Source organism: Pseudomonas pharyngis, from assembly GCF_021602345.1.
Classification (GTDB): Bacteria; Pseudomonadota; Gammaproteobacteria; order Pseudomonadales; family Pseudomonadaceae; genus Aquipseudomonas; species Aquipseudomonas pharyngis.
The window spans coordinates 173,889-190,074 of sequence record NZ_BQID01000010.1 but is presented as its reverse complement, the minus strand read 5'-3'; the positions used below and the strand labels follow the sequence as shown (position 1 = coordinate 190,074).

Below are 16,186 nucleotides of genomic sequence, written 5' to 3'. Positions count from 1 at the left end.
TTATTGCCAGTTGGAATAAGAAAGGACTTCATGAAACGTCTGCTGCTAACTGCGGTTCTCACCGTATTGATGATCGCCGAAGTTCACGCCGAGTCCTTCACTATCTCTGATATTCGCGTCAATGGCCTCCAGCGGGTCTCCGCGGGTAGCGTCTTTGGTGCCTTGCCGTTGAACGTCGGCGAGCAGGCGGATGATCGTCGCCTGGTGGAATCCACTCGTGCGCTGTTCAAAACCGGTTTCTTTCAAGATATCCAGCTGGGCCGCGAAGGCAACGTTCTGGTGATCACGGTCGTCGAGCGTCCCTCGGTCGCCAGCATCGAGATCGAAGGCAACAAGGCGATCTCCACCGAAGACCTGATGAAAGGCCTCAAGCAATCCGGTCTGGCCGAAGGCGAGATCTTCCAGCGCGCGACCCTCGAAGGCGTGCGTAACGAGCTGCAACGTCAATACGTTGCACAAGGTCGTTACTCGGCTACCGTCGATACCGAAGTGGTCTCGCAGCCGCGCAACCGCGTCGGCCTGAAAGTGAAGATCAACGAAGGCACCGTCGCCGCCATTCAGCACATCAACGTGGTGGGCAACACGGTTTTCCCCGAGGAAGACCTGACCGACCTGTTCGAACTGAAAACCACCAACTGGCTGTCGTTCTTCAAGAACGACGACAAGTATGCCCGTGAAAAACTGTCCGGTGACCTGGAGCGTCTGCGTTCCTACTACCTGGACCGTGGCTATATCAACATGGATATCGCTTCGACCCAGGTGTCCATCACCCCGGACAAGAAGCACGTCTACATCACCGTCAACGTCAATGAAGGCGAGAAGTACACCGTTCGTGACGTCAAGCTCAGCGGTGACCTGAAAGTCCCTGAGGACCAGGTCAAGTCGCTGTTGCTGGTGCAGAAGGGTCAGGTGTTCTCGCGCAAGCTGATGACCACCACTTCCGAACTGATCACCCGTCGTCTGGGTAACGAGGGTTACACCTTCGCCAACGTCAACGGCGTGCCACAACCGCACGATGAAGATCACACCGTCGATATCCTGTTCGCTGTCGATCCGGGCAAGCGTGCCTACGTCAACCGCATCAACTTCCGTGGTAACACCAAGTCCGAGGACGAAGTGCTGCGTCGTGAAATGCGTCAGATGGAAGGTGGCTGGGCTTCGACCTACCTGATCGACCAGTCCAAGACCCGTCTGGAGCGTCTGGGCTTCTTTAAAGAAGTCAACGTCGAGACCCCGGCTGTGCCAGGTGTCGATGACCAGGTTGACGTGAACTACAGCGTTGAAGAGCAGGCTTCCGGTTCGATCACCGCCAGCGTCGGTTTCGCCCAGAGTGCCGGTCTGATCCTCGGTGGTTCGATCACCCAGAACAACTTCCTCGGTACCGGTAACCGCGTCAGCGTCGGCCTGACCCGCAGCGAATACCAGAGCCGCTACAACTTCGGCTACGTTGACCCGTACTGGACCGCCGATGGCGTGAGCCTGGGTTACAACGCTTTCTATCGCACCACCGACTACAAAGACCTCGATGTCGACGTAGCGAGCTATGCGGTAGACAGCCTGGGTGCCGGCGTGAACGTGGGCTACCCGATCAGCGAGACTTCGCGTCTGACCTTCGGCCTGTCCGCTCAGCAGGACAAGATCAAGACCGGCCAGTACACCGTTGACGAGATTTTCGACTTCGTTAAGCGTGAAGGCGACAACTACCTGAACTTCAAGGCTTCGGCCGGCTGGTCCGAGTCGACCCTGAACAAGGGTGTGCTGCCAACCCGTGGTCGTTCCCAGAGCCTGACCCTGGAAACCACCATTCCAGGCAGCGATCTGTCGTTCTTCAAGCTCGATTACCGTGGCCAGTTGTTCCAGCCTTTGAGCGAGAACTACACCATGCGCCTGCACACCGAGCTGGGCTATGGCGATGGTTACGGTTCGACCGACGGCTTGCCGTTCTATGAAAACTACTATGCTGGTGGTTTCAACTCGGTCCGCGGCTTTAAAGACAGCACGCTGGGTCCACGCAGTACCCCTAGTCGTGGCGCCGGTGTGACCGGTAACGCCGGTACGTTGCGTGACCCGGATCAGGATCCGCTGCCGTTCGGTGGCAACGTGTTGATCCAGGGTGGTGTCGAGGTGTTGTTCCCGCTGCCATTCGTCAAGGATCAGCGTTCGCTGCGTACTTCGGTATTCTGGGACGTGGGTAACGTATTTGACTCCAAGTGCGAGAAGACTACCAACGCGACTGTCGGCTCGACTTCTGCCACTCAGTGCAACGACATCAGTCTGAGCAACATGGCCAGTTCCGTCGGTGTCGGCGTGACCTGGGTCACCGCACTGGGCCCGCTGAGCTTTGCACTGGCGATGCCGATCAAGAAACCGGATGAAGCTGAAACTCAAGTGTTCCAATTCTCCCTGGGCCAGACGTTCTAAGCGTCTGACCCAAGACAACGACAATGGATTTTGTAGGAGTGCATCGTGCGTAAGTTGACTCAATTGGTTCTCCTGGCCTCCGTACTGGTGGCAGGCCCGGCATTTGCCGACATGAAAATCGCCGTCCTGAACTATCAGATGGCTCTGCTGGAATCCGACGCGGCGAAGAAGTACGCCGTGGATGCCGAGAAGAAGTTTGGCCCGCAACTGACCAAGCTCAAGACCCTGGAAAGCAGTGCCAAGGGCATTCAGGATCGTCTGATGGCCGGTGGCGACAAGATGCAGCAAGGCGAGCGCGAGCGTCTGGAGCTTGAGTTCAAGCAAAAGGCTCGTGACTTCCAGTTCCAGTCCAAGGAGCTGAACGAAGCCAAGGCTGTTGCCGACCGCGAAATGCTCAAGCAACTGAAGCCGAAACTGGATAGCGCAGTGGAAGAAGTCATCAAGAAAGGTGGTTTTGACCTGGTGTTCGAGCGTGGCGCAGTGATCGATGTCAAACCTCAGTACGACATCACGCGCCAGGTTATCGAGCGCATGAATCAGCTGAAGTAACCCATGACCGTGACTATCAAGCTCGGCCAGTTGGCCGAGTTCCTCGGCGCCACCCTGAGTGGCGACCCCGAGAAGCAAATCACTGGGCTAGCCACCTTGCAGGAGGCTGGCCCAGCTCAGTTGAGCTTTCTGGCAAACCCCCAATACCGTAAATACCTGGCTGGCTCGCAGGCCGCAGCCCTGTTGCTCAAGGCTGCCGACGCGGAAGGTTATGCCGGTAATGCGTTGGTGGTGCCGGATCCGTACCTGGCTTACGCACGCATTTCCCATCTGTTCGATCCGAAGCCCAAGGCCGCTGCCGGCATTCATCCGACGGCAGTGATTGCCGAGGATGCCGTGGTCGATCCGAGCGCCAGTGTCGGTCCCTTCGTGGTGATCGAAGCCGGTGCTCGAATTGGCGCGGATGTGACACTCGGCGCGCATTGCGTTGTCGGTGCGCGCAGTGAAATCGGCGAGGGCGGCTGGCTGGCCCCGCGAGTCACGCTGTATCACGATGTGCGGATCGGCAAGCGGGTGGTGATCCAGTCTGGTGCCGTACTTGGCGGTGAAGGCTTCGGCTTCGCCAACGAGAAGGGCATCTGGCAGAAAATTGCCCAGATCGGTGGCGTGACCATCGGTGACGATGTGGAGATTGGCGTGAATACCGCCATCGACCGCGGTGCGCTGGCCGATACCGTGATCGGCAATGGCGTGAAGCTCGACAACCAGATTCAGATCGCCCACAACGTGCAGGTCGGTGACCACACCGCCATGGCCGCGTGCGTGGGGATTTCCGGCAGCACCAAAATCGGCAAGCACTGCATGCTCGCCGGGGGTGTTGGCCTGGTAGGGCACATCGATATTTGCGACAACGTATTCCTGACCGGGATGACCATGGTGACCCACTCGATTACCGAGCCGGGTGCCTATTCTTCCGGCACAGCCATGCAACCGGCGGCCGAATGGCGCAAAAGCGCGGCCCGTATTCGTCAGCTCGATGACATCGCGCGACGTTTGAAACAGCTGGAAAAGCGCTCCGGGGAAGTGACCCCTGGCGGTAATGCTTCATCTGAAGGCTGATACCATTTCCATATCAAGTGTGCACAGCCTCTGGACTGCCTCCTTGATTTGCTAGAGGAGTGCGCGTCAGTCGCGCTCCCAATCTTTACATAGGCTTCCCCCCGAAATGATGGACATCAACGAGATTCGCGAATACCTGCCTCACCGTTACCCGTTCCTGCTGGTGGACCGGGTAGTGGAGCTGGATACGGAAGGCAAGCGCATTCGCGCCTACAAGAATGTCAGCATCAACGAACCGTTCTTCAACGGTCACTTCCCAGCGCACCCGATCATGCCGGGCGTGCTGATTATCGAAGCCATGGCTCAGGCTGCCGGGATCCTCGGTTTCAAGATGCTTGACGTGAAACCGGCCGACGGCACCCTTTATTACTTTGTCGGCTCCGACAAACTGCGTTTCCGCCAGCCAGTGCTGCCGGGGGATCAGTTGATCCTCGAAGCCAAGTTCATCAGCTGCAAGCGTCAGATCTGGAAGTTCGAATGCCAGGCTTCGGTCGACGGCAAGCCGGTCTGCTCTGCTGAAATCATCTGTGCGGAACGCAAGCTATGAGTTTGATTGACCCTCGCGCAATCATCGATCCGTCGGCCGTCCTGGCTGAAGGCGTCGAGGTCGGCCCGTGGTCGATCATCGGTGCAGGTGTGGAAATCGGCGAGGGTACGGTCATCGGGCCACACGTGATCCTCAAAGGTCCGACCCGTATTGGCAAGCACAACCGCATCTACCAGTTTTCCTCGGTAGGCGAAGACACGCCGGACCTGAAATACAAGGGCGAAGAAACCCGTCTGGTGATCGGTGACCACAACGTCATCCGTGAAGGTGTGACAATCCACCGTGGTACCGTTCAGGATCGTTCCGAAACGACTCTGGGTGATCACAACCTGATCATGGCCTATGCCCACATTGGACATGACAGCGTCATCGGCAACCACTGCATTCTGGTCAACAACACCGCGCTGGCCGGCCATGTGCACGTTGATGACTGGGCGATCCTGTCCGGTTTCACCCTGGTTCATCAGTACTGCCACATTGGTGCCCACAGCTTTTCCGGCATGGGTACGGCGATCGGCAAGGACGTCCCGGCGTTCGTCACCGTATTCGGCAACCCGGCCGAAGCGCGCAGCATGAACTTCGAGGGCATGCGTCGTCGCGGTTTCAGCGAAGACGCCATTCACGCGCTGCGACGTGCGTACAAAACGGTGTATCGCCAGGGCCTGACCGTCGAGCAGGCGCTGGCCGAACTGGCCGAGCCGTCCGCCCAGTTCCCGGAGGTCGCGATGTTTCGTGACTCCATCCAGTCGTCGACCCGCGGCATCACCCGCTGACCATGGCCAATCTGCGTATTGCGCTGGTGGCGGGGGAGGCTTCCGGTGACATTCTGGGCGCAGGCCTCATGCGGGCCCTCAAGGCACAGCACCCTGCGGTGGAGTTCATCGGTGTCGGTGGCCCGCTGATGCAGGCCGAAGGCCTGACTTCCTATTTTCCGATGGAGCGTCTGTCGGTCATGGGCCTGGTGGAGGTCCTGGGACGCTTGCGTGAACTGCTCAAGCGCCGCAAAGACCTGATCGCCACGCTTATCGCTGAAAAACCGGATGTGTTCATCGGCATCGACGCACCGGATTTCAACCTCAATATCGAACTCAAGCTGCGTCAGGCCGGAATCAAGACCGTGCACTACGTCAGCCCGTCGGTGTGGGCGTGGCGGCAGAAGCGGGTGCTGAAGATCCGCGAAGGCTGCGACCTGATGCTCACGCTGCTGCCGTTCGAAGCCAGATTCTACGAAGAGAAGGGCGTACCGGTGCGGTTCGTCGGCCATACACTGGCCGACACCATTCCACTGGAGGCCGATCGCTCTGCTGCGCGGGCCGAACTCGGTCTGCCGGACGGTCCGCTGGTGGCATTGATGCCTGGCAGCCGGGGCGGCGAAGTCAGCCGTCTGGGTGCGTTGTTCCTTGATACCGCCGAGCGCTTGCGGGCCATGCGCCCGGGTGTGCGTTTCGTCATCCCGTGCGCCAGCCCCGAGCGTCGTGCCCAGCTTGAAGAATTGCTGGCTGGCCGCGATCTGCCAGTGACCCTGCTCGATGGCAAATCCCACCTGGCCCTGGCGGCGTGCAATGCGGTCCTGATCGCGTCGGGTACAGCGACCCTCGAAGCGCTGCTGTACAAGCGCCCGATGGTCGTGGCGTACCGTCTTGCGCCGCTGACGTTCTGGATTCTCAAACGTATGGTCAAGAGTCCGTACGTCTCACTGCCGAACCTGCTGGCCCAGCGACTGCTGGTGCCGGAATTGTTGCAGGATGATGCGACGGTCGAGGCGCTTGCCCAGACCCTGTCGCCATTGATCGACGGTGGCGAAGAGCAGACCCGTGGCTTCGACGAGATCCATCGCACCCTGCGCCTGGACGCTTCCAATCAGGCGGCTGACGCCGTTCTGAACCTGATCGGGCAAACACGATGAGCAAGACAAGCATGCAGATGGGCCTGGATTTCACCCTGGTCGCCGAAGTCGAAGAACTGGTGGCCGGCGTGGATGAAGTCGGTCGCGGCCCGTTGTGCGGCGCGGTCGTCACCGCAGCGGTGATCCTCGATCCGAACCGGCCGATTCTCGGTCTCAACGACTCGAAGAAACTCACCGAAGCCAAGCGCGAAAAGCTCTACGACGAAATCTGCGAGAAGGCGCTCAGCTGGTGCATCGCCCGCGCCGAGGTCGAAGAAATCGACGAGCTGAACATCCTTCACGCCACCATGCTGGCGATGCAACGCGCAGTCGCTGGCCTGCACATCCAGCCGAAACTGGCGATGATCGACGGCAACCGCTGCCCGAAACTGCCGATGCGTTCCGAAGCGGTGGTGCAGGGCGACGGCAAGGTGCCGGCGATTGCAGCGGCATCGATTCTGGCCAAGGTCAGCCGCGACCGCGAGATGGCGGCGTTTGAATTGATCTACCCGGGTTACGGCATCGGCGGCCATAAAGGCTATCCGACCCCCGTTCATCTGGAAGCGCTGTCACGCCTCGGGCCGACGCCGATTCACCGGCGTTCGTTTGCCCCGGTGCGTCAGGCTTACGAAGCGCTGCAAGGCCTGACGCAGGTTTAGCGGCAAGGCTGATGTTTTTTTCGGGGCCCGGTACAATCCGGGCCTTGTTGTCTCTATGTAACTGGACAGGATCACTATGCCGGCTTCATTCGTTCATCTACGCCTGCACACTGAATACTCCCTGGTCGATGGGCTCGTGCGGATCAAGCCGCTGGTCAAGGCCCTGACCGGCATGGGCATGCCGGCCGTTGCGGTGACCGACCAGAACAACATGTGTTCGCTGGTCAAATTCTATAAAAACACCATGGGTGCCGGGATCAAGCCGATCTGCGGCGCCGACCTGTGGCTGTCGAACAAGGACCCGGATGGTCCGCTGAGCCGCATCAGCCTGCTGGTCATGAATGCCCAGGGCTATCGCAACCTGACCGAATTGATTTCCCGTGGTTTCATCGACGGTCAGCGCAACGGCATGGTCATCATCGAGCGCGAGTGGGTCGCCGAGGCCAACGAAGGCCTGATCATGCTGTCCGCCGCGAAGGAAGGCGAGATCGGCATGGCCATGATCGGCGGCAACCCCGCCGAAGCCGAGGCGCTTGCCCGCGAATGGATGGCGGTGTTCCCGGATCGCTTCTATCTGGAAATTCAGCGTACCAATCGTCCGAACGACGAAGAACAGTTGCACGGTGCCGTGGCCCTGGCCGACAAGCTTGGTGCGCCGCTGGTAGCCACCAACGACGTGCGCTTCATCAAGCAGGAAGACTTCGCCGCTCACGAAACCCGCGTCTGCATCGGTGAGGGCCGGGCCCTCGACGATCCGCGGCGTTCGAAGAACTACAGCGACCAGCAGTATCTGAAAAGCGCCGAGGAAATGGCCGAGCTGTTCAGCGACCTGCCGGATGCGATCGAGAACACCGTCGAGATCGCCAAGCGTTGCAACATTGATGTGAAGCTGGGCAAGCACTTCCTGCCGGATTACCCGATTCCCGATGGCATGACCATCGACGAGTATTTCCGCAAGGTCTCTTTCGATGGCCTGGAGGAGCGCCTCAGCGTGCTGCTGCCCAAGGACACCACCGAGGACTACGAGGCCAAGCGTCAGGTCTACGTTGACCGGCTGAATTTCGAACTGGATATCATCATCCAGATGGGGTTCCCCGGTTACTTCCTGATCGTGATGGACTTTATCCAGTGGGCCAAGAACAACGGTGTGCCGGTGGGCCCGGGCCGGGGGTCGGGTGCCGGATCGCTGGTGGCCTATGTGCAGAAGATCACCGACCTCGACCCGCTGGAATATGACCTGCTGTTCGAACGTTTCCTCAACCCGGAACGGGTATCGATGCCCGACTTCGACGTCGACTTCTGCATGGATGGTCGCGACCGGGTGATCGACTACGTGGCCGAAAAGTACGGCCGCAACGCGGTGAGCCAGATCATCACCTTCGGTTCCATGGCGGCGAAGGCTGTGGTCCGCGACGTGGCGCGGGCCCAGGGCAAGTCGTTCGGCCTGGCGGATCGCCTGTCGAAGATGATTCCGTTCGAAGTCGGCATGACCCTGGAAAAAGCCTACGAGCAGGAAGAAATCCTGCGCGACTTCATCAAGGTCGATGAAGAAGCGGCGGAAATCTGGGAGATGGCGCGCAAGCTCGAAGGCGTGGTGCGGAACGTCGGTAAACACGCCGGTGGTGTGGTAATCGCGCCGACCAAGCTGACCGACTTCTCGCCGATCTATTGCGACGAGGCCGGCGACGGTCTGGTGACCCAGTTCGACAAGGACGACGTCGAGGCGGCCGGTCTGGTGAAGTTCGACTTCCTCGGCCTGCGGACCCTGACGATCATCGACTGGGCGCTGAAGACCATCAACCGCGACCGCGCCAAGGTCAACGAACCGCCGCTGGACATCGCGTTCATCCCGCTGGATGACAAGCCGACTTATCAGCTGCTGCAAAAAGCTGAAACCACCGCGGTGTTCCAGCTCGAATCCCGCGGCATGAAAGAGCTGATCAAAAAACTCAAGCCCGACTGCCTCGAAGACCTGATCGCACTGGTGGCCCTGTTCCGTCCGGGCCCGCTGCAGTCGGGCATGGTGGATGACTTCATCAACCGTAAACACGGTCGCGCTGAACTTGCGTATCCGCACCCGGATTACCAGTACGAAGGTTTGCAACCGGTACTGGCGCCGACGTACGGCATCATCCTGTATCAGGAACAGGTGATGCAGATCGCCCAAGTCATGGCCGGTTACACCCTCGGTGGTGCGGACATGCTGCGTCGGGCGATGGGCAAGAAGAAACCCGAGGAAATGGCCAAGCAGCGCGGCGGTTTCATTGAGGGTTGTGCGTCGAACAATATCGACGCGGATCTGGCCGGTAACATTTTCGATCTGGTGGAAAAATTCGCCGGTTACGGCTTCAACAAATCCCACTCCGCCGCCTACGGCCTGGTCTCGTACCAGACCGCCTGGCTGAAAGCCCACTACCCGGCGCCGTTCATGGCCGCGGTACTGTCGGCGGATATGCACAACACCGACAAGGTTGTGACCTTGATCGAAGAAGTGCGCACGATGAAGCTGCGCCTCGACGCGCCGGACGTGAACACCTCGGAGTTCAAGTTCACGGTGAACGACGAAGGCCGCATCGTGTATGGCCTGGGCGCGATCAAAGGTGTCGGTGAAGGCCCGGTGGAAGCGATCACCGAGGCCCGTCAGGCCGGTCCGTTCAAGGATCTGTTCGACTTCTGCGCCCGGGTCGACCTCAAACGCATCAACAAACGCACGCTGGACGGTCTGATCCGCAGCGGCGCGCTGGATCGCCTCGGCCCGTACTTCCATGACGAGCAAAAGGCTTACCAGGCCAATATCGACCGCAACCGCGCCGTGCTGCTGGCGGCGATGGAAGAGGCGATCAAGTCGGCCGAGCAGACCGCGCGCACCCGCGACAGTGGTCACGCCGACCTGTTCGGCGGGTTGTTCGTCGAGGAAGACGCGGACGTTTACGCGGTCCACCGCAAGGCGAAAGAGCTGACCCTCAAGGAACGGCTCAAAGGTGAAAAAGACACCTTGGGCCTGTACCTGACCGGCCACCCGATCGACGAATACGAAGGCGAAATCCGCCGTTTCGCCCGCCAGCGCATCATCGACCTGAAACCGGCCCGGGACACCCAGACCGTGGCGGGGATGATCATCGCCCTGCGGGTGATGAAGAACAAAAAGGGCGACAAGATGGGCTTCATCACCCTCGACGACCGCTCCGGGCGGATCGAGGCATCGCTGTTCGCCGATGCGTTCCACTCCGCGCAATCGCTGCTGCAGACCGACGCAATGGTGGTGGTCGAAGGCGAGGTCAGCAACGACGATTTCTCCGGCGGCCTGCGCCTGCGGGTCAAGCGGGTGATGAGCATGGAAGATGCACGCACCAATCTTGCCGAGAGCCTGCGCCTGAAGTTGCAGACACAGGATCTGAAAGGCGATCAGCTACGCTGGTTGGGTGATTTGCTCAAGCGTCATCGCGGTGCGTGCCCGATCACCATGGAATACACCAGTCCCGATGCGAAGACCTTGCTGCAGTTTGGCGAGACCTGGCGGATTGACCCGGCGGATGCCTTGATTCAAGCCCTGCGTGACCAGTTCGGGCGAGACAACGTCTTCCTCCAATACCGTTGACCGGCAGGTGCCATCAAAGCGCCTGCCCACAACCTGAATTTTTAATCTCGACCTCAGCGCGCCTCTCCCTTAAGGTAGGGCGCGAATAGACAACCGGCCGGCCCAAGCTCATTTGGGACACGACCCAAGACGGACGCCTATGAACCCGAATTTTCTAGATTTCGAACAGCCGATCGCCGACCTGCAAGCCAAGATCGAAGAGTTGCGCTTGGTCGGTAATGACAATTCGCTGAATATCGGCGATGAGATCTCCCGCCTGCAGGACAAGAGCAAGACGCTCACCGAAGACATCTTCGGCAAGCTGACCAGCTGGCAGATCGCACGTCTGGCGCGTCACCCGAAACGTCCTTACACCCTGGACTACATCGAGCACATCTTCACCGAGTTCGACGAACTGCACGGTGATCGTCACTTCTCCGACGACGCGGCCATTGTGGGCGGCGTGGCACGCCTGGAAGACCAGCCAGTGATGGTGATCGGTCACCAGAAGGGCCGTGAAGTGCGTGAAAAGGTACGCCGCAACTTCGGCATGCCGCGTCCGGAAGGCTACCGCAAGGCCTGCCGCCTGATGGAAATGGCCGAGCGTTTCAAGATGCCGATCCTGACCTTCATCGACACCCCGGGCGCCTACCCTGGCATCGATGCTGAAGAGCGCAACCAGAGCGAAGCGATCGCCTGGAACCTGCGCGTCATGGCCCGCCTGAAAACCCCGATCATCGCCACCGTGATTGGTGAAGGTGGTTCCGGCGGTGCACTGGCGATCGGCGTGTGCGACCAGCTGAACATGCTGCAGTACTCGACTTACGCGGTGATCTCGCCGGAAGGCTGTGCTTCGATTCTGTGGAAAACCGCAGAGAAGGCGCCGGATGCTGCTGAAGCGATGGGCATCACCGCCGAGCGTCTGAAAGGTCTGGGCATCGTCGACAAGGTGATCAGCGAGCCTCTGGGTGGCGCCCACCGTGATCCGGCCGCTGCCGCAGCATCGATCCGCGCCGAGCTGAGCTCGCAACTGGCGATGCTGAAGAAGTTCGACAACGAAGCGCTGCTCAAGCGTCGTTATGATCGTCTGATGAGCTACGGTCTCTAAGTCGAGCCGTTTTGGCCAACGATGCAAAACACTGTGGGAGCGGGCTTGCCCGCGAATGCGATGTAACATTCAACAATTGTGTTGGCTGTTTCACCGCTTTCGCGAGCAAGCCCGCTCCCACATTTGGTTTGTGAAAAGGTAGAAAAATGGGTCAGCCCTCGATTGATTTGCCTTCCAGGCTTCTGCGCAATCTCAAGCCCTGGCTCGGTGCTTCCCATTGGCGCATCGCCTTCTCCGGCGGCCTCGACTCCACCGTTCTGGTGCACCTCCTGGCCAATCTCGCCAAAACCGAATCCCTTCCGGCGCTAAGCGCCATTCATGTTCATCACGGCCTTCAGGCTGCGGCCGATGCGTGGCCGGCGCATTGTCAGGATGTCTGCGACGAACTGTCGGTGCCGTTGCAAGTGCAGCGTGTGCAGGTGCAGCCGGGGGCGAGTGTAGAGCGCGCGGCACGGGATGCTCGCTATGCGGCGTTCAGTGCGGCGACTCAGGCCAATGATGTGCTGCTGACCGGGCAGCATCGCGACGATCAGGCTGAAACGCTGTTGTTTCGTCTGCTGCGTGGCGCCGGCGTGCGTGGGTTGTCCGGAATGCCGGCCACGCGAGCGCTGGGGCAGGGCAGTCTGGTGCGGCCGTTGCTCGACGTCACACGTGCCGAGCTGGAAGCCTATGCGCAGGACCACGGCTTGCGCTGGGTCGAGGACCCTTCGAATCAGGATCGACAGTTTTCGCGCAACTACATACGGCATCAGGTTCTGCCGTTGCTGAGCGGTCGCTGGCCTCAGGCGCACGCCAGCATGGCCCGCAGCGCGGCGCATCTGCGTGAGGCGCAAGGTTTGCTCGATGAGCTGGCGCAAATCGATCTGGCTACTGCGAAATTGCCCGCTGAGTTCGAGTGGTCGGGATTGCCATCGCTGGAGTTTGCGGCCATCGCGAAATTGTCCGATGCCCGTCAGCGAAATGCACTCAGCCACTGGCTTGGACCTTTGACCCGACTGCCGGATACCGACCATTGGTCGGGTTGGGTCGATGTGCGTGACGCCGGCAAGGATGCCTCGCCGATCTGGCGTCTGGCGGATGGCGAGCTGCACCGAAGCGCCGGTCGCCTGTGGTGGCTCAGCGGACAATGGTTGCGTACACCGGTGGTCAGCGGCGACTGGCACGAGCCGTCGCTGGCGCTACGCTTGCCCGATAACGGACGTGTCATGTTCAGCGGTCAGACTCCCGCCGGGCCGCTGCAAGTCCGCTATCGGCAGGGCGGCGAGGTGATGCATCTGGCGGATCGCGGTCATCGTGATCTCAAGCGCCTGCTTAATGAGCGCGCGGTGCCGGGCTTCGTGCGTGGCAGATTGCCGCTGCTGTTTCGCGGTGAAGAATTGCTCGCCGTGGCGAACCTGCCGGGGCTCGACGGCCATGTGCTGGAAGGCTGGCGATTGCATTGGCAGCCTTCGGACGAAGATCAAGGTTTGAGATGAAGGGGGCATTCCGGTAGACTACGCTCCCTTCTTGATACAACTTCTGTGGATTCGCCTGAATTGCAGGAGTTGCCGATTACCAAGCAGTCTTTGCTGGGCGATTCCAAAAAATGTGTAGCGAGCAACGTACCGGTGTTTTCACTTCCGGTCTGTCCCAACGCGGCGGTTTTTTTGAAAGGTGCACTGTGATTAATGCAGGTGATCGGGGGCTTCGGCCTTCCTTCGCTTTCCCCGGCGGCTCGGACCGCTTTAACGCAGACTTCTAGGGTTTTTCATGACGCGCTACATATTCGTCACGGGCGGTGTTGTTTCTTCTTTGGGGAAAGGCATTGCATCGGCTTCATTGGCGGCCATCCTGGAGGCGCGGGGGCTTAAGGTCACCATGCTGAAGCTGGATCCGTACATCAACGTCGACCCGGGCACCATGAGCCCGTTCCAGCACGGTGAAGTGTTCGTCACCCACGACGGCGCCGAGACCGACCTGGACCTGGGCCACTACGAGCGGTTCATCCGCACGACCATGACCCAGAACAACAACTTCACCACCGGCCGTGTCTACGAGCACGTGCTGCGCAAAGAGCGTCGTGGTGACTACCTGGGTGCAACCATCCAGGTGATTCCGCACATCACCGACGAAATCAAGCGTCGCATCATCAAGGGCGCCGGCGATGCCGACGTGGCCCTGGTGGAAATCGGCGGTACCGTGGGTGACATCGAATCGCAACCGTTCCTCGAAGCCATCCGCCAGCTGCGTGTGGAAGTCGGCTCCAAGCGCGCGATGCTGATGCACCTGACCCTGGTTCCGTACATCGCCACCGCTGGCGAGACCAAGACCAAGCCGACCCAGCACTCCGTGAAGGAACTGCGTTCGATCGGCCTGCAGCCAGACGTGCTGATCTGCCGCTCCGACCATCCGGTGGATGTGTCGTCGCGTCGCAAGATCGCGCTGTTCACCAACGTTGAAGAGCGTGCGGTGATCTCCCTGGAAGACGTCGACACCATCTACAAGATCCCGGCCGTACTGCACGCCCAGGGTCTGGACGATTTCGTCGTCGAGCGTTTCGGCCTGCAATGCAATGGCGCCGACCTGTCCGAGTGGGAAAAAGTTGTCGATGCCAAGCTGAACCCAGAGCACGAAGTCACCATCGCGATGGTCGGCAAGTACATGGAACTGCTGGATGCCTACAAGTCGCTGATCGAAGCGATGAGTCATGCCGGCATCACCAACCGCACCAAGGTCAACCTGCGCTACATCGATTCCGAAGACATCGAGAACCAGGGCACCGCGCTGCTGGAAGGCGTCGACGCGATCCTCGTACCGGGCGGCTTCGGTCTGCGCGGCGTGGAAGGCAAGATCACTGCCGTTCAGTACGCTCGCGAAAACAAGGTTCCGTACCTGGGTATCTGCCTGGGCATGCAAGTGGCGGTCATCGAGTTCGCCCGTAACGTGCTGGGCTGGAAAGACGCCAACTCCACCGAGTTCGATCGTGCCAGCGGCCATCCGGTTGTCGGCCTGATTACCGAGTGGGAAGACGCTACCGGTGCCGTTGAAGTGCGTACCGAAGCGTCCGATCTGGGTGGCACCATGCGTCTCGGCGCTCAGGAATGCCTGCTCGAAGCCGGCTCCAAGGTGCACGACTGCTACGGCAAGGATGTGATTGTCGAGCGTCACCGTCACCGTTACGAAGTGAACAACAACCTGCTGCCGCAAATCATTGAAGCCGGCCTGAAGATTTCCGGTCGTTCTTCCGATGCCGCGCTGGTTGAAGTGGTCGAAGCGCCGGATCATCCATGGTTCGTCGCTTGCCAGTTCCACCCTGAGTTCACCTCGACGCCACGCGATGGCCATCCGCTGTTCAGCGGCTTCGTCAAAGCGGCATTGGCTCAACACCAGAAGAAGGCGTAACCCCGATGGCACAGAAGATCATCCGCGTCGGCGACATCGAGATTGCCAACGACAAACCCATGGTGCTGTTCGGCGGCATGAACGTGCTGGAAAGTCGTGACATGGCCATGCAGGTTTGCGAAGAGTACGTGAAGGTCACCGAAAAACTCGGTATCCCTTACGTTTTCAAGGCCAGCTTCGACAAGGCCAACCGTTCTTCTGTGACCTCCTATCGCGGTCCTGGCCTGGAAGAAGGCATGCGCATCTTCCAGGACATCAAACAAGCCTTCGGCGTACCGATCATCACCGACGTCCACGAGCCTGACCAGGCCGCGGTCGTCGCCGAGGTCTGCGACATCATCCAGCTGCCGGCCTTCCTGTCGCGCCAGACCGATCTGGTCGTCGCGATGGCCAAGACCAATGCCGTCATCAACATCAAGAAAGCCCAGTTCCTCGCGCCTCAGGAAATGAAACACATCCTGAACAAGTGCGTGGAAGCGGGTAACGATCAGTTGATCCTCTGCGAGCGCGGTTCGAGCTTCGGCTACAACAACCTCGTGGTCGACATGCTCGGCTTCGGCATCATGAAGCAGTTCGAGTACCCGGTATTCTTCGACGTGACCCATTCGCTGCAGATGCCTGGCGGTCGTTCCGATTCCGCCGGCGGTCGCCGCGCCCAGGTCACCGACCTGGCCAAGGCTGGCATGAGCCAGTCGCTGGCGGGCCTGTTCCTCGAAGCGCACCCGGATCCCGACAACGCCAAATGCGACGGCCCTTGCGCCTTGCGTCTGGACAAACTGGAGCCATTCCTGGCCCAGCTCAAAGCCCTGGACGAACTGGTGAAGAGTTTTCCGACGGTAGAAACCGCGTAAACCTCAATTCTCCGGTAAAGTACCGCACGATTTGTCGCTCATGCCCTCGGGTATGAGCGTTGTCGTCTGCAAGCTGCCCGCTGCACACCACTTGCCGACGGTAAAAAGATTTCCTCTAGCTGCGTCGTTTTCGTCAACTTTGGAGTGTT

At 59.9% G+C, this 16,186-nt stretch carries 12 protein-coding genes; all 12 read left to right on the top strand.

Annotation, left to right across the window (positions count from 1 at the left end; genetic code table 11):
* Window positions 1-30: 30 nt before the first annotated feature.
* The 12 genes from bamA to kdsA all read left to right on the top strand — a co-directional run bounded on the left by bamA (window position 31) and on the right by kdsA (window position 16,037).
* Entirely contained in the window at window positions 31-2,421 is a 2,391-nt protein-coding gene (bamA, locus tag L6D74_RS21245; protein WP_039769675.1) for an outer membrane protein assembly factor BamA, read from the top strand.
* Window positions 2,422-2,466: 45 nt separating this feature from the next.
* Window positions 2,467-2,970, top strand: a complete 504-nt coding sequence (locus L6D74_RS21240) for an OmpH/Skp family outer membrane protein (RefSeq protein WP_003222140.1) — start codon at window positions 2,467-2,469, stop codon at window positions 2,968-2,970.
* Window positions 2,971-2,973: 3 nt separating this feature from the next.
* Window positions 2,974-4,029: a UDP-3-O-(3-hydroxymyristoyl)glucosamine N-acyltransferase gene (gene lpxD / locus L6D74_RS21235; RefSeq protein WP_236190256.1), complete on the top strand. Its 1,056-nt coding sequence runs from the start codon at window positions 2,974-2,976 to the stop codon at window positions 4,027-4,029.
* A 106-nt stretch (window positions 4,030-4,135) separates the two neighbouring features.
* Window positions 4,136-4,576: a 3-hydroxyacyl-ACP dehydratase FabZ gene (gene fabZ, locus L6D74_RS21230; protein ID WP_003222142.1), complete on the top strand. Its 441-nt coding sequence runs from the start codon at window positions 4,136-4,138 to the stop codon at window positions 4,574-4,576.
* Window positions 4,573-5,349 (top strand): acyl-ACP--UDP-N-acetylglucosamine O-acyltransferase, encoded by a 777-nt coding sequence (gene lpxA / locus L6D74_RS21225; RefSeq protein ID WP_039769679.1) that lies wholly within the window; start codon window positions 4,573-4,575, stop codon window positions 5,347-5,349. The genes fabZ and lpxA overlap by 4 nt, the downstream gene beginning before the upstream one ends.
* Window positions 5,350-5,351: 2 nt before the next feature.
* Window positions 5,352-6,482, top strand: a complete 1,131-nt coding sequence (gene lpxB, locus L6D74_RS21220; RefSeq protein ID WP_039769681.1) for a lipid-A-disaccharide synthase — start codon at window positions 5,352-5,354, stop codon at window positions 6,480-6,482.
* Window positions 6,483-6,493: 11 nt separating this feature from the next.
* On the top strand, window positions 6,494-7,120 hold the full coding sequence (gene rnhB / locus L6D74_RS21215; RefSeq protein ID WP_039769682.1) for a ribonuclease HII: 627 nt from the start codon (window positions 6,494-6,496) through the stop codon (window positions 7,118-7,120).
* A 76-nt stretch (window positions 7,121-7,196) separates the two neighbouring features.
* A complete protein-coding gene (gene dnaE, locus L6D74_RS21210) occupies window positions 7,197-10,718 on the top strand; it encodes a DNA polymerase III subunit alpha (RefSeq protein WP_236190254.1) in 3,522 nt (1,173 codons plus the stop codon).
* Between the two features lie 139 nt (window positions 10,719-10,857).
* Window positions 10,858-11,805, top strand: coding sequence for an acetyl-CoA carboxylase carboxyltransferase subunit alpha (locus L6D74_RS21205; protein ID WP_011332694.1), 948 nt, complete (start codon window positions 10,858-10,860; stop codon window positions 11,803-11,805).
* 146 nt (window positions 11,806-11,951) lie between these two features.
* Entirely contained in the window at window positions 11,952-13,280 is a 1,329-nt protein-coding gene (gene tilS, locus L6D74_RS21200) for a tRNA lysidine(34) synthetase TilS (protein WP_236190252.1), read from the top strand.
* A gap of 274 nt (window positions 13,281-13,554) precedes the next feature.
* On the top strand, window positions 13,555-15,186 hold the full coding sequence (locus L6D74_RS21195; protein ID WP_011332696.1) for a CTP synthase: 1,632 nt from the start codon (window positions 13,555-13,557) through the stop codon (window positions 15,184-15,186).
* A 5-nt stretch (window positions 15,187-15,191) separates the two neighbouring features.
* Window positions 15,192-16,037 carry a 3-deoxy-8-phosphooctulonate synthase gene (gene kdsA, locus L6D74_RS21190; protein ID WP_007954807.1) on the top strand — a complete coding sequence of 282 codons (846 nt, stop codon included), beginning with the start codon at window positions 15,192-15,194 and terminating at the stop codon, window positions 16,035-16,037.
* The last annotated feature ends 149 nt before the right edge of the window (window positions 16,038-16,186 follow it).

What these genes read in the sequence shown, in the direction of transcription:
- rnhB (WP_039769682.1), top strand. Translation starts at nt 6,494, where the DNA reads ATGCAGATGGGCCTGGATTTCACCCTGGTCGCCGAAGTCGAAGAACTG.
- bamA (WP_039769675.1), top strand. Translation starts at nt 31, where the DNA reads ATGAAACGTCTGCTGCTAACTGCGGTTCTCACCGTATTGATGATCGCC.
- lpxB (WP_039769681.1), top strand. Translation starts at nt 5,352, where the DNA reads ATGGCCAATCTGCGTATTGCGCTGGTGGCGGGGGAGGCTTCCGGTGAC.
- L6D74_RS21205 (WP_011332694.1), top strand. Translation starts at nt 10,858, where the DNA reads ATGAACCCGAATTTTCTAGATTTCGAACAGCCGATCGCCGACCTGCAA.
- dnaE (WP_236190254.1), top strand. Translation starts at nt 7,197, where the DNA reads ATGCCGGCTTCATTCGTTCATCTACGCCTGCACACTGAATACTCCCTG.
- kdsA (WP_007954807.1), top strand. Translation starts at nt 15,192, where the DNA reads ATGGCACAGAAGATCATCCGCGTCGGCGACATCGAGATTGCCAACGAC.
- fabZ (WP_003222142.1), top strand. Translation starts at nt 4,136, where the DNA reads ATGATGGACATCAACGAGATTCGCGAATACCTGCCTCACCGTTACCCG.
- L6D74_RS21195 (WP_011332696.1), top strand. Translation starts at nt 13,555, where the DNA reads ATGACGCGCTACATATTCGTCACGGGCGGTGTTGTTTCTTCTTTGGGG.
- lpxA (WP_039769679.1), top strand. Translation starts at nt 4,573, where the DNA reads ATGAGTTTGATTGACCCTCGCGCAATCATCGATCCGTCGGCCGTCCTG.
- lpxD (WP_236190256.1), top strand. Translation starts at nt 2,974, where the DNA reads ATGACCGTGACTATCAAGCTCGGCCAGTTGGCCGAGTTCCTCGGCGCC.
- tilS (WP_236190252.1), top strand. Translation starts at nt 11,952, where the DNA reads ATGGGTCAGCCCTCGATTGATTTGCCTTCCAGGCTTCTGCGCAATCTC.